This is a genomic window from Demequina globuliformis, assembly GCF_000975155.1.
GTDB classification, from domain to species: domain Bacteria; phylum Actinomycetota; class Actinomycetes; order Actinomycetales; family Demequinaceae; genus Demequina; species Demequina globuliformis.
Genome location: NZ_BBRG01000006.1, coordinates 1 through 25,692, shown reverse-complemented (window position 1 = coordinate 25,692; position 25,692 = coordinate 1). Strand labels below are relative to the sequence as shown.

Sequence of the window (25,692 nt, the reverse complement as noted above, 5' to 3'; positions counted from 1 at the left end):
TCAGGGCCCACGATGAGCCGCATCCCGGCGGCACGCGTGGGGCCTGGCGGGCTCACGTGTTTTCGGGGTCACCGCTGGTACCGTGGCGCTCACCCCGAACAAAGGACCCGCGCACGTATGGATATCTTCGAGAACCTCTCCGACTTCGTTGCCGGCTTTGAGTCGTGGCAGCAGGTGGGTGCGCTGATGCTGATCAGCGCGATCCCGTTCGTGGAGTCCTACCTGGGAAGCTTCCTGGGGATCGTGCTGGGGATGAACCCCGTGCTCGCGTTCGCGGCGGCGGTCATTGGCAACGCCGTCTGCACGTTTGGGCTGATTTTCGCGGCCGACCGCACGCGCAGGGCCATCCTGGCGGGGCGCAAGGCGAAGGACGAGTCCGAGCCATCTAAGCGCAATCAGAAGATCGCCGGATACCTGGAGAAGTACGGCGTTCCCGGTGTATCGCTGCTGGGCCCGCTCGCCCTGCCTAGCCAGTTCACCGGTCCCACCATGGTCGCCCTCGGCGCCGCTGCCGGACGCGTGTACCTGTGGATGGGCATCTCGATTGTCGCCTGGGGTGTGCTCTTCGCCGCGCTGGGCGTGTGGCTGGTGGGCGCGACCGGGTAGTCGCCCGGCGCGCATGCCAACGCCGGCGCTACGCGCGCGCCAGTGCCTCGACTGGAGCTAACTCCACGAGCCCAACAGCACCCGCCGTGAGGGTCGGGTCCAAAGCGATGAGGGCATCGGCCTGAAGCGACGCCACCGCGAAGTATTCAGCGGCGCCCAGGTACTCCGAGACGGGCACGCCCGCGGTAGCACCGAGGCCGTCCCGTGCGCGCGCGGCCGCAATTGTCCACGCCACCGCTCTGGACACCCGGTCATTGAGCAGGCGCATCTTCACGGTTGCGAGCGCGTCCAGCTGCGCGAGCCCCTGGTCGGCTTCGAGGCTCCCGGCCCGCACCGCCGCAAACAGGATTGCCATCGCGTCCGAGCGAAGGCGACCGGGCCCTACAAGGGAGTGCGCCTCATGAACACGCAGCGAGCCGGCCGCGATCTCAAGCGCGACCGCGGCGTCGATGGCGTACCGCGTCATCGCTCACGCCACGTCGTAGGTCAGCAGCACTTGGCCGGACTCCAGCCTCGTGTTCTCGACCAACTGCCCCGGTCGCGGCGCGTAGGCGCCTGACCACACAGGTAGGCCTGCGCCCAGGAATACGGGGGCGACGCGCAGCCGGATCTGATTGACGCAGCCGCCATCGAGAAGGCTGGAGGCGAGGGTCAGGCTGCCCCACACAATGATGTCGCCGTCATACATGGCGGCCAGGCGGTCAGCGGTTTCGCACGCGTCTCCTGGCTCCAAGACGGCCGGGTCGTGGTCGCCCCATGGCGCGCCGCCCAGGGTGGTGCTGACCACGTGTCGCGGCAGCGCGTTGATGGGAGCCGCGAGGGGATCGTTGGTCGCGGTGGGCCAGTAGGAGATGAACATCTCGTAGGTGACTCGCCCCAGCAGGATCGCGCTGGCCTCCGTGAGTTCGGCGAGGGCACGGTCGACCATGGGGGCGGTGTTCGTCACCGAGCCGTCCACCCAGTCCAGTTCTCCGCCCGGCCCGGCAGCGAAGCCGTCGGCGGTGACGTGCTGCTCCACAATGATGCGTCCCATGGCTTGACGCTACGTCGTTGGGCCCGGTCGCGCGCGCGGAGCGCGTGGCAGGCTTGAGGGAAGGAGGCCAGGTGCGCACACGACTCGATGAGGCCCGCTATCGCGAGGCCGAGCGCGCCCTGTGGGCTGCCTACGGCCTGGAGCCGCGAGAGCACTGGGTCACCGTGCCGTCCCTCGGCATACGCGTGCGCGTCCTCGAATGCGGAGCGGGCGTCCCTGGCACAGCCGCGCTTTTTGTGCACGGCACGCCCACGGCCGGGGGAGTGTTCGCCTCGCTCGTCGCTGCGCTTCAGGCAGGTGGCGGGCGGCGGTGCCTGGTGCTGGATAGGCCGGGTTGTGCGCTGAGCGACCCGCTCCCGGTGGGTTCGTTGGGGGCCGATGCCGGCGAAGCCATCGCAGCGGTCCTGGGCGCCGTGGCCGGAGAGCTCGGGGACGGGCCTGTGCATGTGGTGGGCAACTCTGCGGGTGGCATGGCGGCGATCCAGTTCGCCGCCCGCAGGCCCGCGCAGGTCGCGTCCGTGGTCCTTGATGGGGTGCCTGCGGTCGCAGGGATGACGCTTCCTGCGCCCATGCGTCTGGCGACCCTGCGTCCCGTCGCAGGCGTGGTGTCGCGCTGGCGCGTGAGCGAGCGGGACTTTGTACGCTCGCTGCGGGGGATGGGGCACGGTGCGCTCATCGATCGCGGCGGCCTCACCCGCGAGCAGTTGGACTGGCGTGTGGCGCTCGCGAACCACACCGACACGTACGCCCACGAGTTCGCTCTGCTGCGGGCCTTCGCCTCCGTGCGCGGCTTGCGCCCGGGCTGGGCGCCGGACGCCTCGGTGCTGGCGCGCGTGGAGGCCCCGTCGCTGTGGATCGTGGGGGAGAGGGATCCCTTTGGGCGGGCCGATGCCGTGGCTCGGTGGGCGGCGCACGTTTCCCGTTCGCGCGTGGAGGTGCGACCTGGCGAAGGGCACCAGCCGTGGCTGGATGCGCCCGCCGATCACGCGGACCTGTTCCACAGCTTCTGGAAGAATCGGGACTCATGACTCGCATGCTTATGGCGGTGTCCGCTTTCGTGGTCGCCGCATTCGTGGTCGGATGCGCCGGTCCGGAGGAAGCGGCTCCACCGTCGCCCTCGGCCCCTCCGAGTGCGACTGCGAGCCCGGCGCCGTCAGGCAGCGAGACCAACGCGCAGCCGCAGCCGGCTCCGGTGACGGCAGACAACCTCGAAGAGGCGTTCGGCGCGGCAGGTCTTGACTGCGACCTCATCCGGGCCAGCACCTTCTGCTACTTCGACGACGTTCCCATGCCCGTCGTCGTGCCCTTCGACTGGGACGTTGACGTCCAAGAACGCGCGGAGGCGTGCGAGCAGGGATACATCGCGCAGGACTATGAGGTCGTGGGGGACGGCGCCACGTGGTACGCAGCACCCAATGAGGCAACGCACGGAGAGCAAATGATTGACGCACTCCAAGCCGCCGGTTACCAGGTGCAGTGGCAGCCGTACTGCCCGTAACGCGGATGGAGGGGAATAGACGCCCGCGATGCGTGGTTAAATCCCTTCATGAGCATCACCCGCAACAGCCCCATGTCCATGCCTGCGCACGTCGCGCCCGGCATGATGTGCTGTCGCGCCGCTCACATGTGTTGTCGCTAACGACAACCCGCTGCCGCTGAAGGCCCGCATCGCGCGCCGCTGACCGCAGGCAGCCCCCGCGAACGCAGCAAAACCCGCGCTCGCCCCCTGACTCGCCTGAGTCTTCCCGTGCCCTCCGGCACGTGCCGGTGAACGCCGGCTTACCCCAAGCATCGGCCCGAACCACGGGCGTCCCGATGCGCCCTGACACGCCCCACGAAAGGCAACCTCCATGAAGATCCGCGCCATTGTTCCCGCCGTCGCAGTCGCCTCAGCACTCGCGCTGACCGCCTGCTCCGCCGAGGGTGACAGTGCCGAGTCCACCTCGTCCGCCGCGGCAGGCACCGACACGTCGCTCACCGACGTCCAGGAGGCCGGCGTGATCGTCGTCGGCACCGAGGGCACCTACCGTCCCTTCACCTTCCACGCCGATGGCACCGGAGACCTCACCGGCTACGACGTCGAGGTGGCCCGCGCCGTCGCCGACGAGCTGGGCGTCGAGGTCCAGTTCGAGGAGACCCAGTGGGACGCGCTGTTGACTGGTCTCGAGGCCGGCCGCTTTGACACGGTCGCCAACCAGGTCGGCATCACCCCCGAGCGCGAAGAGGTCTACGAGTTCTCCGCTCCCTACACCTACTCCAACGGTGTGGTCGTGGTGCGCGAGGACTACGACGAGATCGCCACGTGGGACGACATCGAGGGCCAGACCCTGGCGCAGTCCCTGACGTCTTCCTACGGCACGCTCGCCAAGGAGTCCGGCGCCAACATCGAGGCCGTCGAGGGCTGGGCGCAGTCAGTCGAGCTCCTCAACCAGGGCCGCGTGGACGCCACGATCAACGACAAGCTCACCTGGCTGGACTACAAGGTCGACAAGGGCGGCGAGGGCCTCAAGGTCGCTCTCGAGACCGAGGACGGCTCCCAGAGCGCCTTTGCGTTCGCCGGTGGCGACTCGGCGCTGGCCGACGCCGTGACCGAGGCCCTTGGCACCCTCGCTGAGGATGGCACGCTGGCCGAACTGTCCGCGCAGTTCTTCGGTGACGACGTGTCCGTGGAATCCTAAACCTCATGGACATTGACTGGTCCCTGTTCTGGGAATCGCTGGGACCACTGTCGCTAGCCGCGGTGGTGGGCACCATTCCTCTGGCACTCGTGTCATTTGTGCTGGGAATGGTGCTCGCCGTCGCGGCGGCGCTGATGCGGCTGTCCAAGAACCGCTTTGTGTCCGGACTGGCACGCCTGTACATCTCGGTGATCCGCGGCACCCCGCTGCTGGTGCAACTGTTCGTCGTGTTCTACGGGCTGCCGTCCATAGGGGTCGTCATCAACCCCTGGCCCAGCGCCATCATCGCGCTGTCGCTCAACGTGGGCGGCTACGCGGCAGAGGTGGTGCGCGCCGCCATCTTGTCCGTCGACAAGGGGCAGTGGGAGGCCGCCTACATGGTGGGCATGAACCGTCGCACCGCCCTGCGCCGCGTGATCCTGCCGCAGGCCGCGCGCGTCGCGGTGCCGCCGCTGTCCAACACGTTCATCTCACTCGTGAAGGACACGTCGCTCACGTCGCTGATTCTCATGTCCGAGCTGTTCCGCAAGGCCCAAGAGATCGCCGCCTTCACGCAGGAGTTCATGCTCCTGTACGTCGAGGCGGGCCTGGTGTACTGGGTGATCTGCTTGGCGCTGTCCTCGGGGCAGCTGAGGCTGGAAAGGAGGCCGGACCGTCATGTCGCTGTCGCCTGACGCTGAGCGGGCCGATGCTCCGCTGCTGACCGTAGAAGACGTTTCCAAGGCTTTTGGAGACAACCAGGTTCTGCGTTCGGTGGACCTCACCGTGGAGCGCGGAGACGTGGTTGCGGTGATCGGAGCCTCCGGCTCCGGAAAGACCACGCTGCTGCGGTGCCTCAACGGCCTGGAAACGCCCGACGCCGGCGTGGTGTCCGTCGCCGGCACCCGGGTGGACTTCGCCTCCGTGGGGAGCGCGGGGGCGAAGGAGCTGGAGCGGGCACGCGGCTCGCTGCGCGACCAGTCCGCCATGGTCTTCCAGCACTACAACCTCTTCCCGCACCGCACCGTCATCGAGAACGTGATCGAAGGCCCGGTCGTGGTGCAGGGCCGGTCGCGGTCCGAGGCATTGGAGGATGCTCGCGCCTTGCTGGAACGCGTGGGGCTGGCCGACAAGGCCGACTCCTACCCGCATCAGCTCTCTGGCGGGCAGCAGCAGCGTGTTGGCATTGTGCGCGCGCTGGCGCTCAAGCCTTCTCTGTTGCTCTTTGACGAGCCCACGTCCGCGCTCGACCCAGAACTGGTGGGCGACGTGCTGCTGCTCATGCGCGACCTCGCAGCCGAGGGCTGGACCATGGTCGTCGTGACCCACGAGCTGCAGTTCGCCCGCGAGGTGGCCGCCAAGGTCGCGTTCGTCGACGCCGGGCGCGTCCTCGAGGTAGGCCCGCCCGCCCAAGTGCTCGGCGCGCCTCGCGAGGAGCGGACCCGGCAGTTCGTGCGGCGGCTCACGCATCCGTTGTAGGGGTCGGCGTCTCGCAGTTTTAAAGGAGCGCGATGCGTTTCTGCTTCAGACGCACGATGGCGTCGCGAACACGCTCGTATGCGACCGCACCGTCACGCTCCGGCGCGGGCACTCGCATAAGTGACGGGTGCCCGAGCGCTGGCGTCACGAGATCACGGAGGGCGTAGTAGTAGGGGCGTTGCCGTGGTCGCCCGCCAGGCCCGAACGCCAGAGCCGGCTTTGTTGCCCGAAAACTGTCTGCGCTCGTAGACCACTGGCTGCACAGCGCTCGGTATCCGACCTAGTGAGTATCCGAGGTCCGCGTCATCGGGATAGAGGGCAGGGTGAGGCTCCGAGCACTCGTGAACTGTTGCGACTCATCGACTTTATTGAACCTGCCTGACGGCCGGTGGCAAAAGTCACCCGGCAACGACCTCAGACGCTTGGCTCGATGCTCGGCATTGCTGCCGCCAAGTGCCTCAAACATGGAATCGAGAATGTCGGCGGTTTCCGGCGGAAGGGAGTCGACTCCAAAGTGTCCACACTCGTTGATCCAAGGCGCCCGCGCGCGTTCGAGCTCAATGCCGCTACGGGCGGCGGCTAAGTCGAATGCCGTTTTTGTGTCCCCACGTGCCCTGTTGACAAGCTATTGCCCGAGCGAACCTTCTGGCAGAGAATTCAGGGCTGCACCCGATGGAGTAACTCCCGAATGCACCCGGTCGGCGCAACTTCGGTTACGCGAGCGCACCGTACGAGGAGTCACCGCATGCCGCCGGTAGCCTTCTCCCAGTGATGCGTGAGGGACGGGATTGAAGCATGGACACAGTTAGCTTGGGGGGCCTGATGACTGGAGTCGTGGCTGCACTCGTCGCGGCGGCAACGTTGGTGTGGCAGATTCGCGCACACCGGCTCGGTGGGCGTCGAGTCAAGGTCAGGTCCGTGTACTCAATCCCGATCTATGGCGTTGAGGGCGACAACCCGCTTCGTGGGGACGACCAGGTTGCGATCACGGTCACAAACGTAGGAGGCATGCCTGTCGTCGTTACAGGTTTTGGCGTGCGTATGGGGCGGAGTCGCCACGCTCATAACATGGCCGTGAACATCCCGCACGAGATTAGCGACCGCCTACCAGCAACCGCGGAGCCGGGCGGTGTGCCGGTACAGGTCGCGGTCCCCGTCGTAGAGCTGCGCAGAGCACACGACCAGGGCGGGGTCCGCTATAGAGACATGCGCCCTTGGGTGCGGCTGGGTGACGGCCGCAAGGTCTTCAGCCGCAACCCCGTTCCCCTTGCTTAGCGAGGGGCAGGTCTACTAAGAGGCACTGCTTCCACCAATGACGCGAACTGTTAATACACCCTGTCAAGCCGAGGACACTCAGTCCTCCATGATGGTTTTGACTCCTACACGGACTAGGGTGAGGCGGTAGTTGCGCGAACGCCAGCCAAATCACGCAATGATCAATGCACAGCCGCTACCTTGGGGGAACGTAATGACAAGCACCATCGCACTCAAATACGATGGCCCTGCGCTTGAGACGCATCGGATGGATGTTCGAGACCTCGCTCCGGCGCTACTTGGCCTTGCGGATGCCGTTGAGGTTGCGGGTTCATTGGCTGAGCCTGGGTCGAAAGTCAAACTTGACATAGAAGCAACGGCAGCGGGGTCGTTCGAAATTTCACTTCTGATCGAGTGGATGAACGACCTACCGAACCTTGCGGACACGCTCCGTGGGGAAAACGCACAGGCGGCGGTAAACGCCGCCGAGATACTCGGTGGTTTGACAATCATTGGTGCCGGCGTAGTCAAGGCAATCCAAATTGCTGCGCGAGTGATCCGCCACGGCGGTAAGCCGGTCGAGATCGAATCTGAAGGTGAAGTCGCACCCCTTCCGGACGTTCAGTCGACACCTCAAGTGCGCATTCGGTACCCAGACGGCACCGTACTTGAAGTCGACGAACTCGCTTGGTTGATCTACAAGGATGGAAAGGCCATGGTTGGGCTCGAGAAAGTTGTGAGTCCCCTCGATCAAGGAGAAATAGACACGCTCAGCATCTCAAGTTCCTCTGAATCTGCCCTCGTCAAGCCGGTAGACCGCGCCGGATTTGGCGCTGAGTTTCGCGCTGAGGTGCTTCACGACGAGACAACCAAGATGTTGCTCGAAGTTATCAATGTCGGGTTCAGGGACTCCAAGTGGCGAGTGAGTGACGGCGACGCGGAATTTTCAGTGGAGATCGAGGACAAAGCTTTTTTGCGACGGGTACGGGATCGACAAGAGACATTTGCAGATGGCGACATGCTCCTTGCCGAAGTCCGAACGGTGCAGCGTGTGGTCAACGTGCGGCCACGCACAGATAGGTACGTGGTTACGGTCCTTCGGCACGACTCCGGGGTTCCGAGATTAGATAGTCCGGATGTTGACTCCTAAGTATCAAAAATGGGCGAGCCCGACAGGGGCGCGCGTAGCGCGCTCTTCACTTGATTTGGCAACATGACTCGGGGACTGTTTACGACCAGTCGGGGGCTTCGTTTCGATACCGGAGGCCCAAGCGCTGGAGCGGTGCTTGTCAACCCCCAAACCCGCGATCCGGCCACCCTTGGTGCGGAGCACCGTCCGCAAGCCCTACGCAGGTCGCGGGGTTGACCAGCGTCGCGCAGGCACGACGCTAGAGGGGTCGAACCGAAGCGCGGACTACACCCTTGAGGTTTGGTGATCACCGGTGCCAAGATTGCCGGCACCGGCACCGGCACCGGCGGGTGGCACCGTCGGCAACAAACATGCGCTCAAGACGCATCGGGGGCTCTAGTCAAGCCCCACACACATTCACTGACATTTACGAAGTGCAAGCCGGATCCACCAGAGGGCGTGCCACTCCGCATCCGCAGGTCGCGGTCCCCGTCACTGAGTGAGTGTGTGCTGATTCAGTCGTTGTCTGGAGCTGGCTCGCATCTGTCCCTCGACCCCAACGCCTCGGGGCGGGAGACTGCGTCCGCGCCTCGTCCGATGCTGCCTTTCCCGTCAAGCACTCGTAGGTCGCGAGTGTGAACGCTTCGCGCCCCCTGCGGAAAGTTTCTGAAGGGAGGCCGACGTGCCAACGCGCGTTTCGCGGTCGACGCCCGGCGCACCGGCTGGGCGCTCCCGACGCTACCGCGTGCTGCCCTCTCCCAGCGCGGAATGCGGGCGTGTCGGTGGTTGCCCATAGCGTGTTCTCGTAACTGATCACGATAGACAGGACGTAGGATCAAGTGATGCGAGAGGACGACGCCTAAATGCTGACTTCGGTTGACCTGTTTGCGGGTGCAGGTGGCCTCTCTCATGGCCTAAGCCATGCGGGCTTCGCCACCGTCTACGCCAATGAAGTTGTGCCCCAGTACGCAGAGACGTACGCGGCCAACCATCCGCTGGCGATAGTAGAGTCGCGCGATATCCGCGACGTTGACGCTGCTCAGGTCAGGCGCAAGGTGGGGCTCGGCGTCGGCGAGCTCGACTTGGTCGCGGGAGGCCCCCCATGTCAGGGTTTTTCGATTAACGCGCCTACTCGATCGGGCGATGACCGTCGAAACCACCTCTTTCGGGAGTACCTGCGGTTCGTCGAGGAGTTCCAGCCCAAGCGTGTGTTGATCGAGAATGTTCCGGGCTTAGTGTCGTTCGAGGGCGGATCGACACTTGCTGCTATTTTGCAGTCGCTACAGGACCTGGGTTATCGCGCTGACGTTCGTATTCTGTACGCAGCCAACTACGGGGTGCCGCAGACGCGTTGGCGGACATTTATCCTGGCAGGCAAGGACCTGGCCGATCCCACAGAGCTCTTTCCGAGACCGACCCACCAGGGCCCTGTCCGCGCCAACTTCACATCGAAGTTCAGGGGGCGCCCGCTTGTCGAGAAAGAGGCGGAAGCTGACTTGCCCAGGTTTGTGACCGTGCGAGAAGCGCTCTCAGACCTGCCGCCATTGGCCAATGGTGAAGCTACGCAGGATGGCGCGCCCTACGCGAGCGAACCAACGACTAAGTATCAGTCTGAGATGCGAGACGCGTCCGCCGGTGTGCTCAATCACGCGGCGCCGCGCCTCGGGGCTGTGAATCTCGCGCGCTTGCGACACATTCCGCCAGGCGGCAACTGGACAGATATTCCGTTCGAAATGTTGCCGGCGGGCATGAAACGTGCGCGCCGTTCAGACCACACGAAACGCTACGGCAGAGTGAATCCAGACGGACTTGCGTCGACGATTCTCACTAAATGTGACCCGCACTGGGGCGCGTACTTCCATTACGCACAAGACAGAGTTTTCACGGTGCGGGAAGCTGCGCGCATTCAGTCATTCCCTGACTCCTACGTGTTCCTGGGGTCGCGTGCGGATCAGTACGAGCAGGTTGGAAACGCCGTACCGCCGAAACTGGCGGCGGCCGTCGGCTTTGCGCTGCGAACGACCCTTAAGCAAGGCATCGAGGCGCATGCAGAGCTGGAGCATTCGTAGCGAGCGCCACGGTCAAGGCTATCGCAGACGAGCGCTAACCGCGTCTTCGTATGCCCCCGCTGGAGGCAAGTTCTGAGGTGAAATGAAGGCAAGTGACATGTCGCTCGTGGAAATAGTGAGGTCCGGGAGCTCGGTGAGCTCCAGTGCTGCAGATTCTCGCCGCTCCTGCGATCGATAGGCGTATCGGATGAATGTGATACTTCCGGGCTGAGGCGGTAACTCCCGAAATCGATCGGGCCCGCCGAGCCGCAGCATTATCTTGTCATAGACTGCTTCAGGAGTAACAAAATAGAGCCCTGTAGAACACAGACGCTCGCCTTGAAGTAGTAAACCCTTGGATATGAGTTGTGGAATGATGCGTTTGTTTACGTTCTCCCAGTTCATTCCGAACTTTGACGGGACATTGGAGCGATCTTCCTCCAGCGCGCTGAGCGAGCCCCTGTAGCTCCCTGTCGTGTCGATGGTTTGAACCTCGACAGGGGCGATGCCGACTAGCCCACCGTGACCGTCGATGGCTATCAGGGTGAAGTCGACGGAGTACCGAGCCCCACCCGGGCTGGCGGGCGGGAGCTTGACTTCGCCGTCCCAACCCTGGCCAAAGACTCCGACTTGAATCTGACGGTGTTTCAAAGCGGCACTTGCCGCTCGGCTCCCGGGTACAAGCGCGGGTTGATGATCATCTTGGTCGCGTCGAATATCGAGCTCGCCGAACGCGCGTTCCGCGACTCGGCGCAGCATATGGAAATTGCTGAAGTAGAGCCTCTTTGGACAAACCGGAACTTCCGACGGTCCGACGGCGACTGAGCAAGCTCCACCTTTTTTCGTGCAGGGTCCGGGCACGAAAGGGCAGAGTTTTTGGCTTGCTGCGTTCCTGGCGACGAGACTTGAGTTAGCCGGGGCGTACCCGTACCACTCCAAGATTTGATTGGCCATGTGGTTAAGCCTATCCGTACCGATCTGCTCGACCTACGTGCTGCGGTGCGCTTGAAGCTGCGTTCGCGAGCGGCGAGAATGGGCAGGAATACCTGACCCACCCCAGCACGTTGCCGCAACCATGAGCACAGTAGGCATTATCGGAGCAGGCAACATCGGCACCAACGTGGCCAGGGCGGCCATCGCCGCCGGTCACGATGTGGTGATCGCGAACTCGCGTGGGCCGGAGACGCTCAAGGACCTCATCGCGGAGTTGGGTGAGGAGCACGCGAAGGCGGCGACCGTCGACTCGGCGGCGCGTCAGGGCGACTTTGTCCTCATCGCGATCCCGCTGCACGCGATCGAGAAGCTTCCCAAGGAGCCGCTTGAGGACACCGTGGTGCTGGACGCCAACAACTACTACCCGCAGCGCGACGGCCGCATCCCGGCACTCGACACGAACGTCTCCACGACGTCGGAGCTGCTGCAAAAGCACCTGCCGCACTCTCACGTGGTGAAGTCGTTCAACCACATCTACGCCAAGGACATCCCCGCGCACGGCCTGCCGGCCGGGCATGAAGACCGCCGCGCGCTCGCCATCGCCGGTGCCGACCCTGGCGCCAAGCAGGTGGTCACCGAGTTCTTGGACACGCTCGGCTACGACGCCGTGGACCTGGGGCCGCTGTCGGAGAGCTGGCGCATTGAGCGCGACACGCCTGGGTATGGCCCGCGCATGACGGCGGACGAACTTCGCGAGGCGCTCGCCTCCACGGAGCGCGTGCAGCAGACCTGACCGGCATCGATGGCCAATGTCGGTGCCCGGATCTACTCTGATGGGGTGCGAGGGGATGGCCCTCGCGAGTGACGCCGGGGAGGCATCGTGGCAGACCTTGCCATCGAGACGCATGGGCTCGTCAAAACCTACGGGGACACGCGCGCAGTAGACGGAGTGGACCTCGCGATCACGCGCGGTGGCGTGCACGGCTTCCTTGGCCCCAATGGGGCCGGGAAAACGACCACCATCCGCATGCTCGCGACCTTGATTAGGGCCGATGCCGGCACGGGCACCGTACTCGGCTACGACATTTCGTCTCAGGCGGACGAGGTACGTTCGCGAGTCTCGCTCACGGGGCAGTTCGCGTCGGTGGATGAGGACTTGACCGGTAGCGAGAATCTTCGGCTGATCGCCAAGCTCTATGGCCACTCAGGCAAGGCGGCTGTGCGGCGCGCGAACGAGCTGCTCGACGCTTTTGGACTGTCAGACGCCGCGGACCGGCAAGTCAAGAAGTATTCGGGCGGCATGCGTCGCCGCATCGACATCGCGGCATCCATTGTGGTCACGCCAGAGCTCTTGTTCTTAGACGAGCCCACGACTGGCCTCGACCCCCGTTCACGCAACGAGGTGTGGGACATCATCCGCGCGATGGTCGACTTCGGCACCACCGTGATGCTGACAACCCAGTACCTCGATGAGGCCGACCAGCTCGCGGACCGGATCTCCGTCATCGACAGCGGCAAGGTCATCGCAGAGGGCTCTGCGACGGAACTGAAGGCGTCGGTTGGCGCGGGCGCGCTGCACGTGCGGGTCATGCACCGTGACGAACGCGAGAACGCTCGCGACATCCTTGTCCGCGAGCTGGGCGTGGATGTGGAGCGGTCTGCCGACCCACAGGGACTGACCGCCGCGATCGACGACCGCGGGCGCGTGACCCGGGCGCTCAGTGCGCTCGACTCTGAGGGGGTCGGTCTTGCGCAGTTCTCGCTCGGCCAACCCACTCTCGATGAAGTATTCCTTGCGCTGACGGGCAAGCCCGTCGCGGAGGCGGCCGTGAACGAGGAGGAAGCGGCATGAGCACGTACACCGGTAATCAAGAAGGCGAGCCCATCAACGAGCCCGCAGGCCCGGCCACCACGGCCGTGAGTACGGCGGTCGACATGTCTGCCGCACCGTCCACTGAGGCCGCGCCGCAAGCAGACGCCATTGCGCAGGCGCTCGCGAACACCGAGCGGCCGCCGCGCCCCAGCGCGTTGTCCACGTCGGTGACATTCGGGTGGCGCGCGCTGCTCAAGATCAAACACGTACCCGAGCAGCTCTTCGACGTCACGGTGTTCCCGGTCGTCATGACCCTGTTGTTTACCTACCTGTTTGGTGGGGCGATCGCGGGTTCGGTCGATGGGTACATCGCGTACCTCGCGCCCGGCATCCTTGTGCAGTCGGTGCTGATGATCACGATGTACACCGGCACCACGTTGCGCACGGACATCGACAAGGGCGTCTTTGATCGCTTCCGGTCGCTGCCCATCTGGCGGCCCAGCGCGCTCGTGGGCATGCTGCTGGGCGATGCCGTGCGGTTCACGGTCGCGTCCGTCATCACCGCGGTGGTGTGCTGGTTCATCGGGTGGCGCCCAGCAGGAGGCATTGCGGGAGTGGCGGCAGGCGTGCTGCTGCTCCTCATCTTTGCCTTCGCCCTGGGCTGGGTGTGGACGTTCCTGTCGCTCATCCTGCGCACCGCCGGCTCCATCATGGGAGTCGCGATGATGGTCATGATGCCCCTCGTGTTCGCGTCCAACATCTTCGTTGACCCCTCGACCATGCCCGGCTGGCTGCAAGCGTGGGTCAACGTCAACCCGGTTTCGCACCTCGTGACGGCGGTACGGGCTCTCATGGACGGAGTATCACCAGGCTCCGACCTGACGTTGTCGCTCATGTGGGCGGTCATTTTGGTCGCCGTCTTCGGGTCGCTCACGATGTGGAAGTACCGCGACCCCAAGTAGAAATAACGCTCGCTGAGAGGGCGTCGCGCGGGGCTTGACATGGCCATGAAAAAACGGCCATGTCAAGTTCCCGGCGCGCCGCGCTCAGGTGGTCAACCGGGCCCCCGGGGATGCGGCAAGATTCTCCGGTGACTTCTGCCGCAGACTCTGACAGCCGTACCTACTTCCGCTCGCTCGACGCCGCCATGGGCGACTTCGCCCTTCCCCTGGGCGCCGTCGACCGCGTTCGCGACATCCTCCACGGATTCACCTACGAACACGTCTTCATCCCTGCCTCGCGCGACTACATCGCACTGGAGGCGCTCGGAGTCTCCAAGCCCGTCGCCTTCATCACTGAGCTTTACATTGCCCTGCATCCCGCAGACGGCGAGAGCCAGTGGATCGAGCTACCCGGTGCCGCCTCCCGTGCAGCCGCCCACGCGTCAGTTCGCGCCGGCGCAGACTCCGACGAACCGCTCGCTCAGTGGGAACTCGACTTGCCGATGGGGGAGGACCTCGGGTCCTCGCTTGACCCGTCTGGCGAGTACACCGAGTACCGCTCGTCCCTCAGCGCGGGCACGGCGACGGCTACCCTCGCCAAGCCTGCCGCGCGCAAGAAGAAGAACGAGGAGCCCGTCGTCGCGACCTGTGCGTCCTGCTTCACGAACCTTCCCGCGACGGGGCGCTGCGACTACTGCGGCTAGCGCTCCAGCCGAACCTGCGCACCACACACCGGGCTAGGAACGGGCGCTGCGCCCGTTCCTAGCCCGGTGCGTGACGGAACCACGGCATCGGCCCACCATGCGGGACCTACGTCTCCGTAACCTACGCGCGCGTAAGTTACGATGGAGCATGGCCGAAAACGTGATGTCCTCACCCTCCCTGGTGAACCTCGACCCCTCCATGAACCTCACTGCGCTGCTGAACGAGCGCGTCTCCGCCAATGCCGGTGCTGCGTTCGCGGAAGTCAAAGATGCTGAGGGCCAGTGGAGCGGCGTGACCATTGGGCAGTTCCGCGACCGCGTGCGCTCGCTCGCGAAGGGCCTCATCGCCTCAGGAGTCGCGATCGGCGACCGCGTGGGCGTCATGGGAGACACGCGCATCGAGTGGTCCGAGTTGGACTTCGCGATCATCGCTGCGGGCGGCGTGACGGTGCCGATCTACCCTTCGTCCTCGGCCTCGCAGTGCGCGTGGATTGTGGAGGACGCGGGCCTGTCGCTCGTGGGCGTCGAGTCCGAGGAGAACCAGGCCATGCTTGCGGGCCTTGAGGGCGCCCCCGAGGTGCTGCCGCTCACGGCCGAGGGACTGGACGCCCTGGCCGCACGTGGCGCGGACGTCAGCGACGCCGACCTCGACGCCCGCACCGCGAACGCCACCCTGGATGACCTCGCCACGCTGATTTACACCTCCGGCACCACCGGTCGACCCAAGGGCGCGATGCTCACACACCGCAACCTGGTGGAGCACGCTGCGAACGTGGAGGCAGACCCCAACTTTGGCGCCTTTGTGCAGGGCGAGACGCGCGTGCTGCTGTTCCTGCCGCTCGCTCACGTGTTCGCACGCTTCGCGATGGTGCTGGCCCTCGCAACCGGTTCGGTCATCGGCTACACCCCCAACCACAAGTCCCTCGCGGCAGACCTGCAGTCCTTCAAGCCCACGTGGATGCCGCTGGTGCCGCGCGTGCTCGAGACTGTCTACAACCGTGCGGACACGTCCATGCACGGGGTGAAGAAGACGCTGTTCCGCTGGTCCGCGAAGGTTGCCCGCGAATGGTCGGTCGCGATGGAGAACGGCGGTCCTTCCGGTGGTCTCAAGCGCCGCTACGCAATTGCGGACAAGCTGGTGCTGAGCAAGATTCGTGCGCTGCTGGGCGGCGACCTCGAGTACGTGCTCGCCGGCGGAGCCAAGCTCACGCCGTCCTTTGGACACTTCTTCCGCGGACTCGGGATCACCGTGATGCAGGGCTACGGCCTCACCGAGACCTCCGCGGCCGTGGTCGGGACGCCTGTGAGCGGCCAGATCATGGGCACCGTGGGGCGCCCCATCGCGGGATGTGAAGCCAAGATCGACGCCGACGGCGAGATCCTGGTGCGCGGCATCGGCACTTTCCCGGGCTACTGGAACGCGCCCGAGGCGACCGCGCAGGTGATGCGCGACGGTTGGTTCGCCACCGGCGACCAGGGCGAGATTCAGGACGGCAACCTGGTGATCACGGGCCGCAAGAAGGAACTGCTGGTGCTGTCCTCTGGCAAGAACATCCAGCCTGCAATGCTGGAGGACTTTATTCGGTCGCACCCGGCGATTCAGGATTCCGTGGTGATCGGTGACGGCCGCCACTTTGTGTCCGCGGTGGTGACGCTGGACCCCGTGCTGCTGCCGGACTGGCTCGCCGCGCACGACCTGCCGGAGATGGACCTGGAGACCGCTTCGATGAACGAGAAGGTCCGCGAGGCCGTGGGCCGCGCTATCGCGGCCGCGAACGAGCAGGTATCTAAGGCGGAGGCGATCAAGGAGTTCCGCATTCTGCCCCGCGAATTCTCGGAGGCACGCGAGGAGGTCACCGCCTCGCTCAAGGTGCGGCGCGCGGTCGTGATGGAGCACTTCTCCGACGTCATCGAGTCCATCTATTCGAAGAAGAAGCGCGCGTAAGGCATCCTGGCCCGCATGAAGACCATCGTCATTACGGGCGCTAGCGACGGAATTGGCGCCGCAGCCGCCCGCGAACTGGCCAAGCGCGGCCACCGGCTCGTCCTTGTAGGCCGCAATCCAGACAAGACCGCGGAGGTCGCCGGCGGCATCGGCGCGTCACACCACGTGTGCGACTTTGCCGAACTTGACCAGGTGCGTGACCTCGCCGAGCGCCTCCGCGCAGAACACCCGCAGGTCGACGTCCTCGCGAACAACGCTGGCGGGGTCATGGGGGAGCGGTCCCTGACCGCCGACGGCAACGAGAAGACCTTCCAGGTCAACCACCTCGCTCCCTTTCTGCTGACCCTCGAGCTGCTCCCGGCATTGCAGGCTGCGCACGCGACAGTCATCCAGACGTCCTCAATGGCCGCGAGGCTCTACGCGAAGTTCGACATCGAGGACCTGCAGAACGCCCGGGACTACTCGGTGATGTCCGCGTACGGCAACGCGAAGCTCGAGAACATCCTGTTCACCGAGGAACTCCAGCGGCGCTACGGTGACTCGCTGAACGCCGCCGCGTTCCACCCGGGCGTCGTGGGCTCGAACTTCGCCGCCGGGTCAGGCGGCCCCATGGAGTTCATGTACCACGGGCCACTCAAGCGCCTCGTGACGGTGACGCCCGAACGCGGCGCCGATCAGTTGGTGTGGCTCGCCGAGGCGGCCCCCGGCACTGACTTTGAGCCCGGCCGCTACTACGTCAAGCGGTCCATTCCGCGCAAGGTCAATCCCGCGGTGGGCAACGCGGAGCTGGGGCGGCGCCTGTGGGAGCAGTCGGAGGAACTCGTCGGGTTGTAGGGCGCCCATGCGGCGAGCATCCCAGGGGCCACAGAGACACCCGGTTAGGGTGACGGAATGGACGAATCGCCCACTGTCACCGCCGCCGACTACACGCTCACTGCCAACTCAGCCGCGGCATCGGCCGCCGAACGTACGCGCCTCATGGAGGCGCCTGCATTTGGGATGGTCTTCACCGACCACATGGCGCGCGCGACGTGGACCATCGACGGTGGGTGGGGCAACCGCCGTGTAGAACCCTTTGCCGACCTCGCGCTGCACCCGGGAGCGACGGTGCTGCACTACTCGCAGCAGGTGTTTGAGGGGCTCAAGGCATACCGGTGGGCCGATGGCTCGACGCGGCTGTTCCGTCCCGAGGGCAACGCGCGTCGGATGGCTGCATCCGCCGCGCGGCTGGGTCTGCCGGCCCTCTCGGAGCAGGACTTCCTGGCCTCGATCGAGGCGCTCTTGGCTGTTGACGGCGACTGGGTCCCCACCGAGGGTGAATCCAGCCTCTACCTGCGACCTCTCCTGATGGGGACAGAGCCCTGCCTGGGCGTGCGGCCCTCCCACGAGGTGGAGTACCTGCTGATGGCGTGCCCGGTGGGCGCGTACTTCTCCGGCGGCGTGCGCCCCGTGTCGATCTGGGTCGCCCAAGGCTTCCACCGCGCAGGCGAGGGCGGCACCGGGCAGGCGAAGACCGGCGGCAACTACGCCGGGTCCTTGCTGCCCCAGCAGCAGGCGCAGGACAACGGCTGCGACCAGGTGCTCTTCCTCGACGCACGCGAGGACAAGTACATCGAAGAACTCGGTGGCATGAACGTGTTCGCGGTGCGCCGCGACGGCACCGTGTGGACCCCGCGCGTGACCGGCACCATCCTCGAGGGCGTCACCCGCGCATCGGTCATCGAGTTGCTGCGCGCCGAAGGGCGCGAGGTCGTCGAGCGCGACATCTCGCTTGAGGCGCTGCGCGAGGGGATCTCTGACGGCTCCGTTGTGGAACTGTTCGCGTGCGGGACCGCTGCCGTGATCACCCCCATCGCCCGCCTGGTGTCGCCGGACTTCGACGTGCTGGTGGGAGACGGCGGGCCAGGAACCCTGACCATGCACCTGCGGACAGTCTTGACCGACATCCAGTACGGGCGCCGTGACGATCAGTTTGGGTGGATGACCCAGATCGCGTAGGCGGTCGATGAACCGCCGCTAGCCTTCGAGGTCTTCGCGCTCGAGCAAGCCTGCCTCGAACAGGAGCTGCTGGAACTCTTCGAAGGTTGTCGCCCCGGAAAGCCCCTGGGTGTCGGGGTTGAGGACAAAGAACTCGACGTCGCTGGTGGGGGCGTCGACGACTGCGCGCAGCGCCCACGCCTGGACAACGCCGATCGCCGTGGGCGGTAGCCCCTCGTACTTATAGGTGTTGAACGGGGAGTCCACCGCCCAGCCGTCGTCGCTGATGGTGGTGTTTTCCGCGTCCAGGGCGTATGCCAGCGGAGAGTCGACCTGAAGCATGATGTCCGCGGCAAGCCGGTTCGCAATGACGTCCGCCACCACTTGGTAGTCCTCTTCCGGGGCGTCGAGGGGCACCTCCGCATCCACGATCGACGCCGCGATGACGGTGGCATGCCACTGGTCGCGGGGCACGCCTGTTGCCTCAAGCCAGCCGCTGATGGATGACGTCAGGTTGATGGCGACATCCTCGAGCGTGTCGCTGTCCGTGACTGCGTACTGCCCATCCGCGACCCAGCCCTCGATGCTGCCCTGTGCCTCAGGCGGGAGGGCCGCGGCCAGGGCTGCCGTCGCCTCTTCTTGAGTGATGCCAAACCGGGTGGCAACGCTTGCCGCAACGTCGTCGGCGTGATCCTCAGGGCTCACAGCGAGGTACTCCGTGTCGTCAACTGGCAGGTACGAGGAGGCGGGGCTTGGAGCGGGTGTGGAGGCGGCGGCCTCGGGGGTAGGCGCCGTGGAAGCGGACCCGCTCGGGGTCGCAGCCGGGCCCGCGGGGGCGTACTCACTGCCCGTGCCAAGGTTCATCAGGCCGAACGCACCTGCGCCAATGACTCCCACTCCCGCGACAGCGGTCACTCCCGTGTGGACGGCCCGGTCGCGGCGCACCCGGCGGGTCACGTGGTCGTGGCTTGTGGCGAGGCGTGTCCCTGAAAAGTGTCGCGCGCCCTCGGCTGCGATCCCGGCGAGTCGATCGTGTGCCGTCGTCATGACTGGCCTCCTCGTGAGTAGGTGGTGACGGGTACGGTGGGTGGGGCGGCGCCGGCCGTAAAGTCCACGTCGGCGACCTGTGTACGGAGGGTGGCGACGGCATCGGCCAGATACCGCTTGACGGTCCCCGTCGCTAAGCCAAGTTCTTCGGCCACGGCGGCCACCGGCATGTCTTCGAGGTAGCGCAGGACCACGCACGCGCGCTGGCGTGGAGGTAGGCGCAGGATGGCTTCGTGCAGGTCTAGCTGTTGGGCGACGGCCGTGGAGTGGTCATCGCTGTGGGCCGATGCCCGGGAGAAGTCTCCCTGGTCACTTCCGTGACGTTGGGGGCGGGATTGCTGGCGGCGGTGGCGGTCGATGAAGGCCGTGCCAATGGCGCGCTTGACGTACGCGTGGGCCTCGTTCACGGTACCCACCCGGCGCGCTTTGCGGAAGGTGCGGACGAGGGCGTCTTGAAGCAGATCCTCGGCCTCGTCCGCATTGCCCGTCAGCACGTAGGCGTAGCCAAAGAGGGTTGATGCTCGCTGCTGCATCAACGTGTCGAGGGTGCGTGCCCACGCGCTCATGGCTTGAGTATCCAGTGCGTCATGCGGGTATAAACGCAACGCGCCGTCCCCAGGTTGTGTCGGTGGCGCAGATTTTTCACAGATTCTTGGCGGTGGGCGTGGCGGCCGTACGGCGCGCGCTTATGGTGGGTGGCGATATGAACGCTCCCGTGCCGCAATACTCGCTGACGCGCCGCAAGAACATGCGGCGCACGGTGCTGCGCGTTGGCGCAGACGGGGCGGTCCGCGTGAGCGCCCCTCCGTGGGTTGCGAGGCGAGAGATTGATGAGTTCGTGGCGTCGAAGGCCGCTTGGATCGCGCGCCGACAAGCGCTCGCGGACACCCTTCCCGCTCCCTTGACCGCTGGGCTAGAGGCTGAGCAGCTCAAGACGTGGATCTGGGAGCAGCTCGACGACCTGATGCCGGTGTGGTGCGCCCGAATGGGCGTGGAGCCGCAGCCGCGCGTGAGCCTCAAGATCATGAAGTCCCGGTGGGGCAGTTGCAATGCGCTGCGGCGATCCATTTCGTTGAACGTGGAGTTGGGGCGCCGGGGCCGCGACGCGCTCGAGTACGTCCTGGTGCACGAACTGGCGCACCTCTTTGAGTCCAATCATGGTCCCGGGTTCTACGCCTTGATGGACCTGCATTTGCCGGACTGGAAGCAGCGGCGCAAGGCTTTGCGCGCGCGGTAATGCTGTGGTTTCGCGGCGGTATTCGCGGTCGCTTGCGCGCAAGTGCGGCGCTGAGGTGCGGGGGCGGGCCGTGGTGTTCGCGGTCGCGCGGGCGCGCCCTCACGCACAGCGGGGCCTTGTCCCCAGGCATAGCCCGCGCCTCTTTTGTTCACCTTTATTGCTGTTTGATGCGTGATGTCAGTGGTAGGTGATTGACTCGTCGCATGAGGTTTTCCACCAACGCTCTCGCCCAAGCGGTCACCGCTGCGGGTGCGTTCGACGGCGACGACCTCGCGTCGGTGGCCTCCGAGCGGCTACTCGAGTTGCAGTCCACGCTCGCGCAGATGCGACGTCAGGCAGACGCCCTGCTGGTGTCCGTCGCGGGTGAGGTGGCGCGTCGCTCGAGGCCAGAGGACGGCCCCGCAGGGCTTTCGCGGAAGAAGGGCTTCGCCAGCCCCGGAAAGCTGGTGGCGGACGCCCTGGGCGGCTCGGACGCTGAGGCGAACCGGCTCCTGACTGTCGCGAGGGCGGGGGAGGAGGGCCACGACGGCGAGGGCCCGCGCTTTCCGCTCCTGCATGCGGCCGTGCAGGCGGGGACGTTGTCCGCGGAGCCGGCAGCGTTGCTCACTCGCGCACTTGAGCGCATCTCGGAGGTCTCGCCAGACCTCCTCAAGTGCGCTGAGGCGAGGCTCGTCACCAAAGCGAAGAAACTCCCGCTGGCCCAGGTGCGCAAGATGATCGCGCTCGAAGAAGCGCGACGCCGCCCACAGGACCTCGAGGCGAGGGAGATGAGGGCGTTCCATGACCGCACCGTCACCATTCGCGATGAGGCGGACGGGATGGTCACCATTCACGCGCGGTTGGACGCCGCGTCCGCAGCGCCGGTGGTGGCAGTGTTGGAGGCGGGCGTGAAGCGGGTGTTCCGGCAGCGGCGCGACAACGCGACAAAGCGTGGCCGCCCCGCGGGTGCGTGTGGATCGGCCGTGCCGGGAGTGGGCGACGACGGGCTGGTCGACGACCGCTCGGCCGTGCAGATCCGTGCTGACGAGCTCGTCTCCATGTGCCGGCATATGGCCGGTTGCGATGCCGTTCCTACCGGCGTCACCACCACGGTAGTGGTGAGGGTCAATCAATCAGATCTTGAGTCAGGCCTTGGCGTGGGAGAGGTCGACGGCATCGCGAGTCCCCTGAGCGCGGGGACGCTCCGCCGCATGGCCGTGGACGCCGAGGCGTTGCCCGCGGTCCTGGGTGGGGAGTCGTTACCGCTGGACGTCGGCAGATCCCAGCGGATGTTCACCCGCGCCCAGAAGCTGGCGTTGCTGGAGCGCGACGGCGGGTGCTCGTGGTGCCACGCACCGCCGAGCTACTGCGAGGCGCACCATATTCGCTGGTGGGGCAGGGATGCTGGCCCGACCGATCTAGACAATGGCGTGATGCTGTGCGTCGGTTGTCACCATCGGATTCATGCGGATGGGTGGAGCATCGACGTGCGGGAGGGGCAAGTGTGGTTCACGCCGCCCAAGCATGTTGATCCTCAGCGGCGGCCCAGGATTGGCGGCCGTGCGCGTTACGACGCGAATGTGTAGGTGCCCGTCGGCGCGTGCCGCGCACAGGCCGAGGCTCAGGCGTGCTGGCTCGCGCGCACGCTTGGGAGGCGCCGGTTGCGCGGTCCTCGACAGTACGGCCACAGGTGCTTCTCCCTGGTGTCCGCCGTGTGCCATACTGAACCCGATGTACACCGCGATCATCATTCCGTAGCGCATCGGCGAGAACCTCCCGATGCGCAGCCTCCCGTACCCGGGGGGCTTTTTTGTTGGGAAGGCTCTCCGGCACCGCCACAAGCACCGCCGCAGAACACGCGATGGGAAAGTGACCGCACAGAAGGCAGGCGTTCGTAGAGCGCCCGCATGCCCTGTGACACATGACGAGGAGTTGGCACGATGACGGATCTCACTGTGGAGGTCTACGACACCACGCTGCGCGACGGCGCCCAGCAGGAAGGCATGAACCTGTCCGTTGCGGACAAGATGGCGATTGCGCCCCTGCTCGACGAGCTCGGCGTGGGCATCATCGAGGGCGGCTGGCCCGGCGCCGTCCCCAAGGACACGGAGTTCTTTGGGCTGGTCAATAAGGAACTGTCGTTTAAGAACGCTCAGTTCGCGGCCTTTGGCATGACGCGCAAGGCCGGGACCACCGCCGCGGCCGACCCCCAAGTGCGTGCATTGCTTGATTCCGAGGCGCCCATCGTCACGCTCGTGTGCAAGTCGGACATCCGCCACGCGGAGCGAGCCCTACGCGTCAGCCCCGACGAGAACCTCCGCATGATCGAGGAAACCTTCGCCTTCCTCACCGGCGAGGGCCGCCGCGTCATCATGGACGCTGAGCACTTCTTTGACGGATACCGCTACGACGCCGACTACGCAGTGAGGGCATTGCAGGCCGCTGTCGCAGGTGGCGCTGACACCGTGTGCCTGTGCGACACCAACGGCGGCATGCTGCCCGACGACGTCACTGAGATCGTGCGTGCAGTCGCCGGGCGCGTCGACACTGTGCTCGGCATGCACGCTCACAACGACTCCGGGTGCGCGGTCGCAAACTCCATGGCCGCCGTCGCGGCTGGGGCCACCCACGTGCAGGGGTGCATCAATGGCTACGGCGAGCGCACCGGCAACGCTGACATCGTCTCCGTGGTCGCCAACCTCGAGATCAAGAAGGGGCTTACCGTCCTCAAGGGCGAGGGGCTCACCGAAGCCACACGGATCGCCCACGCCATCTCCGAGATCACGAACATCGCTCCGTTCGCCCGCCAGCCGTACGTCGGGGCGTCCGCGTTCGCGCACAAGGCTGGCCTCCACGCGTCGGCCATCCGCGTAGACCCCGACCTTTACCAGCACACTCAGCCCGAGAAGGTCGGCAACGGCCTGCGCATGCTGGTGTCCGATATGGCCGGACGCGCCTCGATTGAGCTCAAGGGCAAGGAGTTGGGATTCGACCTCGAGGGTCAGAACGAGCTCCTGGGCCGCGTCACCGACCGCGTCAAGCACGCCGAGGCCGCGGGCTACACCTTCGACGCCGCCGATGCCTCCTTTGAACTGCTCCTGCGCGACGAACTGGGCGAGGACAACACCTTCTGGGACGTCGAGACGTGGCGGGTCCGCGTGTCCTCGAAGCTGGGCGATCCCACCGACGCCGATGCCGAAGCCATCGTGAAGCTGGCTGCAGGCGGGAAGCGGCAGGTCTCCGTTGGCGAAGGAAACGGTCCCGTCAACGCTCTCGACCACGCCCTGCGCACCGCGCTCCGTGCCGCCTACCCCGAGATCGCGCACTTCGAACTCACCGACTTCAAGGTGCGCATCATGGAAGCGTCGCACGGTACCGATGCCGTGACGCGAGTCCTGATCACCACCGTGCACGGACAGACGGGGGAGACATGGCGCACCGTCGGCGTTGGCCCCAACATCATTGAGGCCTCGTGGGAGGCTCTGGTCGATTCGATGGTGTACGGCCTGTTGAAGGAAGGCATCACCCGCCGCTGAGCGTCGCCAGCGCGTCGCCGTAGGTGTTTACTCCACGGCGACGCGCTGCCGCGCGACGGGTGGAGGCGGTCCCCACGTCGGCTCGGCCCTGAGCGAAGTCCCGACCTCCGCCGCGTCCGGCGGGGGACAATGGTGAGCATGCACGGTGAATACAAGGTTCCTGGCGGCAAGCTCGTTGTCGCCGACGTCGAGGTTTCTACGGACACGCTGTCGCAGGTGGTGATCTCTGGCGACTTCTTCTTGGAACCCGCCGAGGCCCTCATGGACATTCGGGTTGCGCTCACTGGGATGCCAGCTGACTCCTCTGTTGCGACGCTCGCGGCCGTCGTGGAACGCGCCGCCGGCCCCGACGCGCACTTTGTGGGTTTCTCTCCCGAGGCCGTCGCGATCGCCGTCCGCCGTGCACTTGGCCACGCCACGGGCTGGCACGACCACACGTTCGAGATGCTGCACGATGAGCCCCGCGAACCGCACATGCAGATGGCGCTCGACGACGTGATCACGCGGGAGGTCGCTGCGGGCCGCCGGGGCCCCACGCTCCGCATTTGGGAGTGGGCCTCGTCCGCTGTCGTGATCGGATCGTTCCAGTCGCTGCGCAACGAGGTGGATCCCGAGGGGGCGGATAGGCACGACATCACCGTCACGCGCCGAGTCTCGGGCGGCGGAGCCATGTTCATCCAGCCTGGTAACACGATCACCTACTCGCTTTCCGTGCCGTCGTCACTGGTCGAGGGACTGTCGTTCGAGCAGTCCTATGCCTTCCTCGACGACTGGGTCTTGGGCGCGCTGGCGGACGTCGGCATTCAAGCGCGCTATGTGCCGCTGAATGACATAGCTTCTGACGCCGGCAAGATTGCTGGAGCGGCCCAGAAGCGATACTCGTCCGGCGCCGTGCTTCACCACGTGACGATGGCGTACAACATCGACGCGGACGCCATGATGGAGACGCTTCGCATTGGCCGCGAGAAGATGTCAGACAAGGGCACCAAGAGCGCGAACAAGCGCGTGGACCCGTTGCGAAGTCAGACGGGCATGGCCCGGGCCGACGTGATCAGCGCGTTCCTTGCTCACTTCGCCGGGCGCTACCGCACCACCACCGGATCCGTCAGTCCCGACGAGCTCGCCGCAGCAGCCGAGTTGGTGGAGTCGAAGTTCTCAACCCCTGAGTGGATCGGCCTGGTCCCGTAGCCGCAAGCGCCGGACGTTGGACACCACACTGCTTGCGCGTGACCATTCACACTGCACGCTGAGCGCCGAGCGCGGCACACCTTGCGCGTGACCACGCGCACCGGATGCTGAGCGCCCCGCGCCTAGCCGCGGACCTGTAGTGCTTGGCGCCTCGACACATCCGCTCCGCTAGTCGCGTCCGACTTT

Annotated in this window: 25 protein-coding genes; 20 read left to right on the top strand and 5 right to left on the bottom strand. The window is 65.7% G+C overall.

Going from position 1 to position 25,692, the window contains the following annotated elements; all coding sequences use genetic code 11:
* The first annotated feature begins 117 nt into the window (after positions 1-117).
* Complete coding sequence (locus AOP75_RS12155; RefSeq protein WP_062079360.1) at positions 118-606, top strand: small multi-drug export protein; 489 nt, start codon at positions 118-120, stop codon at positions 604-606.
* 28 nt (positions 607-634) lie between these two features.
* Here the strand turns inward: AOP75_RS12155 and AOP75_RS12150 are convergent, their stop codons facing one another.
* Together AOP75_RS12150 and AOP75_RS12145 are read right to left on the bottom strand one after the other, a co-directional pair.
* Positions 635-1,072, bottom strand: a complete 438-nt coding sequence (locus AOP75_RS12150; protein ID WP_062079359.1) for a hypothetical protein — start codon at positions 1,070-1,072, stop codon at positions 635-637.
* 3 nt (positions 1,073-1,075) lie between these two features.
* Entirely contained in the window at positions 1,076-1,639 is a 564-nt protein-coding gene (locus AOP75_RS12145; protein WP_062079358.1) for a dihydrofolate reductase family protein, read from the bottom strand.
* A gap of 71 nt (positions 1,640-1,710) precedes the next feature.
* Here AOP75_RS12145 and AOP75_RS12140 point away from each other — a divergent pair, with 71 nt between their 5' ends.
* From AOP75_RS12140 to AOP75_RS12105, 8 genes are all read left to right on the top strand, one after another.
* Positions 1,711-2,667 carry an alpha/beta fold hydrolase gene (locus AOP75_RS12140; RefSeq protein ID WP_062079357.1) on the top strand — a complete coding sequence of 319 codons (957 nt, stop codon included), beginning with the start codon at positions 1,711-1,713 and terminating at the stop codon, positions 2,665-2,667.
* Positions 2,664-3,137 (top strand): hypothetical protein, encoded by a 474-nt coding sequence (locus tag AOP75_RS12135; RefSeq protein ID WP_152650084.1) that lies wholly within the window; start codon positions 2,664-2,666, stop codon positions 3,135-3,137. Before AOP75_RS12140 ends, AOP75_RS12135 begins: the two co-directional genes overlap by 4 nt.
* Before the next feature lie 352 nt (positions 3,138-3,489).
* Positions 3,490-4,317: a transporter substrate-binding domain-containing protein gene (locus AOP75_RS12130; protein ID WP_062079355.1), complete on the top strand. Its 828-nt coding sequence runs from the start codon at positions 3,490-3,492 to the stop codon at positions 4,315-4,317.
* 5 nt (positions 4,318-4,322) lie between these two features.
* The gene (locus AOP75_RS12125; RefSeq protein WP_062079354.1) at positions 4,323-4,991 is read left to right on the top strand and encodes an amino acid ABC transporter permease; all 669 of its coding nucleotides are present in this window, start codon (positions 4,323-4,325) and stop codon (positions 4,989-4,991) included.
* Positions 4,975-5,775 carry an amino acid ABC transporter ATP-binding protein gene (locus tag AOP75_RS12120; RefSeq protein WP_152650083.1) on the top strand — a complete coding sequence of 267 codons (801 nt, stop codon included), beginning with the start codon at positions 4,975-4,977 and terminating at the stop codon, positions 5,773-5,775. The genes AOP75_RS12125 and AOP75_RS12120 overlap by 17 nt, the downstream gene beginning before the upstream one ends.
* Positions 5,776-6,597: 822 nt before the next feature.
* Positions 6,598-7,050: a hypothetical protein gene (locus AOP75_RS12115; protein WP_152650082.1), complete on the top strand. Its 453-nt coding sequence runs from the start codon at positions 6,598-6,600 to the stop codon at positions 7,048-7,050.
* Between the two features lie 193 nt (positions 7,051-7,243).
* Positions 7,244-8,179, top strand: coding sequence for an LAPAL motif-containing putative phage structural protein (locus tag AOP75_RS12110; RefSeq protein WP_062079352.1), 936 nt, complete (start codon positions 7,244-7,246; stop codon positions 8,177-8,179).
* Between the two features lie 842 nt (positions 8,180-9,021).
* Positions 9,022-10,227 (top strand): DNA cytosine methyltransferase, encoded by a 1,206-nt coding sequence (locus tag AOP75_RS12105; RefSeq protein WP_062079351.1) that lies wholly within the window; start codon positions 9,022-9,024, stop codon positions 10,225-10,227.
* A gap of 18 nt (positions 10,228-10,245) precedes the next feature.
* On the opposite strand, the gene AOP75_RS12450 is transcribed toward AOP75_RS12105, so the two are convergent.
* Positions 10,246-11,160 (bottom strand): PDDEXK family nuclease, encoded by a 915-nt coding sequence (locus AOP75_RS12450; RefSeq protein WP_083966969.1) that lies wholly within the window; start codon positions 11,158-11,160, stop codon positions 10,246-10,248.
* 88 nt (positions 11,161-11,248) lie between these two features.
* Here AOP75_RS12450 and AOP75_RS12095 point away from each other — a divergent pair, with 88 nt between their 5' ends.
* From AOP75_RS12095 to AOP75_RS12065, 7 genes are all read left to right on the top strand, one after another.
* Positions 11,249-11,932, top strand: a complete 684-nt coding sequence (locus AOP75_RS12095) for an NADPH-dependent F420 reductase (protein WP_269078819.1) — start codon at positions 11,249-11,251, stop codon at positions 11,930-11,932.
* An 87-nt stretch (positions 11,933-12,019) separates the two neighbouring features.
* On the top strand, positions 12,020-12,991 hold the full coding sequence (locus tag AOP75_RS12090) for an ATP-binding cassette domain-containing protein (protein ID WP_152650081.1): 972 nt from the start codon (positions 12,020-12,022) through the stop codon (positions 12,989-12,991).
* Entirely contained in the window at positions 12,988-13,914 is a 927-nt protein-coding gene (locus tag AOP75_RS12085) for an ABC transporter permease (protein ID WP_236683176.1), read from the top strand. The genes AOP75_RS12090 and AOP75_RS12085 overlap by 4 nt, the downstream gene beginning before the upstream one ends.
* 128 nt (positions 13,915-14,042) lie before the next feature.
* Positions 14,043-14,597, top strand: a complete 555-nt coding sequence (locus AOP75_RS12080; protein ID WP_152650080.1) for a hypothetical protein — start codon at positions 14,043-14,045, stop codon at positions 14,595-14,597.
* Between the two features lie 148 nt (positions 14,598-14,745).
* Positions 14,746-16,542: an AMP-dependent synthetase/ligase gene (locus AOP75_RS12075; RefSeq protein WP_062079346.1), complete on the top strand. Its 1,797-nt coding sequence runs from the start codon at positions 14,746-14,748 to the stop codon at positions 16,540-16,542.
* 15 nt (positions 16,543-16,557) lie between these two features.
* Positions 16,558-17,376, top strand: a complete 819-nt coding sequence (locus tag AOP75_RS12070; RefSeq protein WP_062079345.1) for an SDR family NAD(P)-dependent oxidoreductase — start codon at positions 16,558-16,560, stop codon at positions 17,374-17,376.
* A 57-nt stretch (positions 17,377-17,433) separates the two neighbouring features.
* Positions 17,434-18,540, top strand: a complete 1,107-nt coding sequence (locus tag AOP75_RS12065) for a branched-chain amino acid aminotransferase (protein WP_062079344.1) — start codon at positions 17,434-17,436, stop codon at positions 18,538-18,540.
* A gap of 18 nt (positions 18,541-18,558) precedes the next feature.
* On the opposite strand, the gene AOP75_RS12060 is transcribed toward AOP75_RS12065, so the two are convergent.
* Positions 18,559-19,566, bottom strand: coding sequence for an endolytic transglycosylase MltG (locus AOP75_RS12060; RefSeq protein ID WP_062079343.1), 1,008 nt, complete (start codon positions 19,564-19,566; stop codon positions 18,559-18,561).
* The gene (locus AOP75_RS12055) at positions 19,563-20,132 is read right to left on the bottom strand and encodes an RNA polymerase sigma factor (protein WP_062079342.1); all 570 of its coding nucleotides are present in this window, start codon (positions 20,130-20,132) and stop codon (positions 19,563-19,565) included. The genes AOP75_RS12060 and AOP75_RS12055 overlap by 4 nt, the downstream gene beginning before the upstream one ends.
* 137 nt (positions 20,133-20,269) lie before the next feature.
* Here AOP75_RS12055 and AOP75_RS12050 point away from each other — a divergent pair, with 137 nt between their 5' ends.
* From AOP75_RS12050 to lplAB, 4 genes are all read left to right on the top strand, one after another.
* Positions 20,270-20,803, top strand: coding sequence for a M48 family metallopeptidase (locus tag AOP75_RS12050; protein ID WP_062079341.1), 534 nt, complete (start codon positions 20,270-20,272; stop codon positions 20,801-20,803).
* Between the two features lie 203 nt (positions 20,804-21,006).
* On the top strand, positions 21,007-22,368 hold the full coding sequence (locus tag AOP75_RS12045; RefSeq protein WP_062079340.1) for an HNH endonuclease signature motif containing protein: 1,362 nt from the start codon (positions 21,007-21,009) through the stop codon (positions 22,366-22,368).
* A gap of 354 nt (positions 22,369-22,722) precedes the next feature.
* Positions 22,723-24,318 carry a citramalate synthase gene (cimA, locus tag AOP75_RS12040; RefSeq protein ID WP_062079339.1) on the top strand — a complete coding sequence of 532 codons (1,596 nt, stop codon included), beginning with the start codon at positions 22,723-22,725 and terminating at the stop codon, positions 24,316-24,318.
* Between the two features lie 138 nt (positions 24,319-24,456).
* Positions 24,457-25,506 carry a lipoate-protein ligase LplAB gene (lplAB, locus tag AOP75_RS12035; protein ID WP_062079338.1) on the top strand — a complete coding sequence of 350 codons (1,050 nt, stop codon included), beginning with the start codon at positions 24,457-24,459 and terminating at the stop codon, positions 25,504-25,506.
* Positions 25,507-25,692 lie beyond the last annotated feature (186 nt).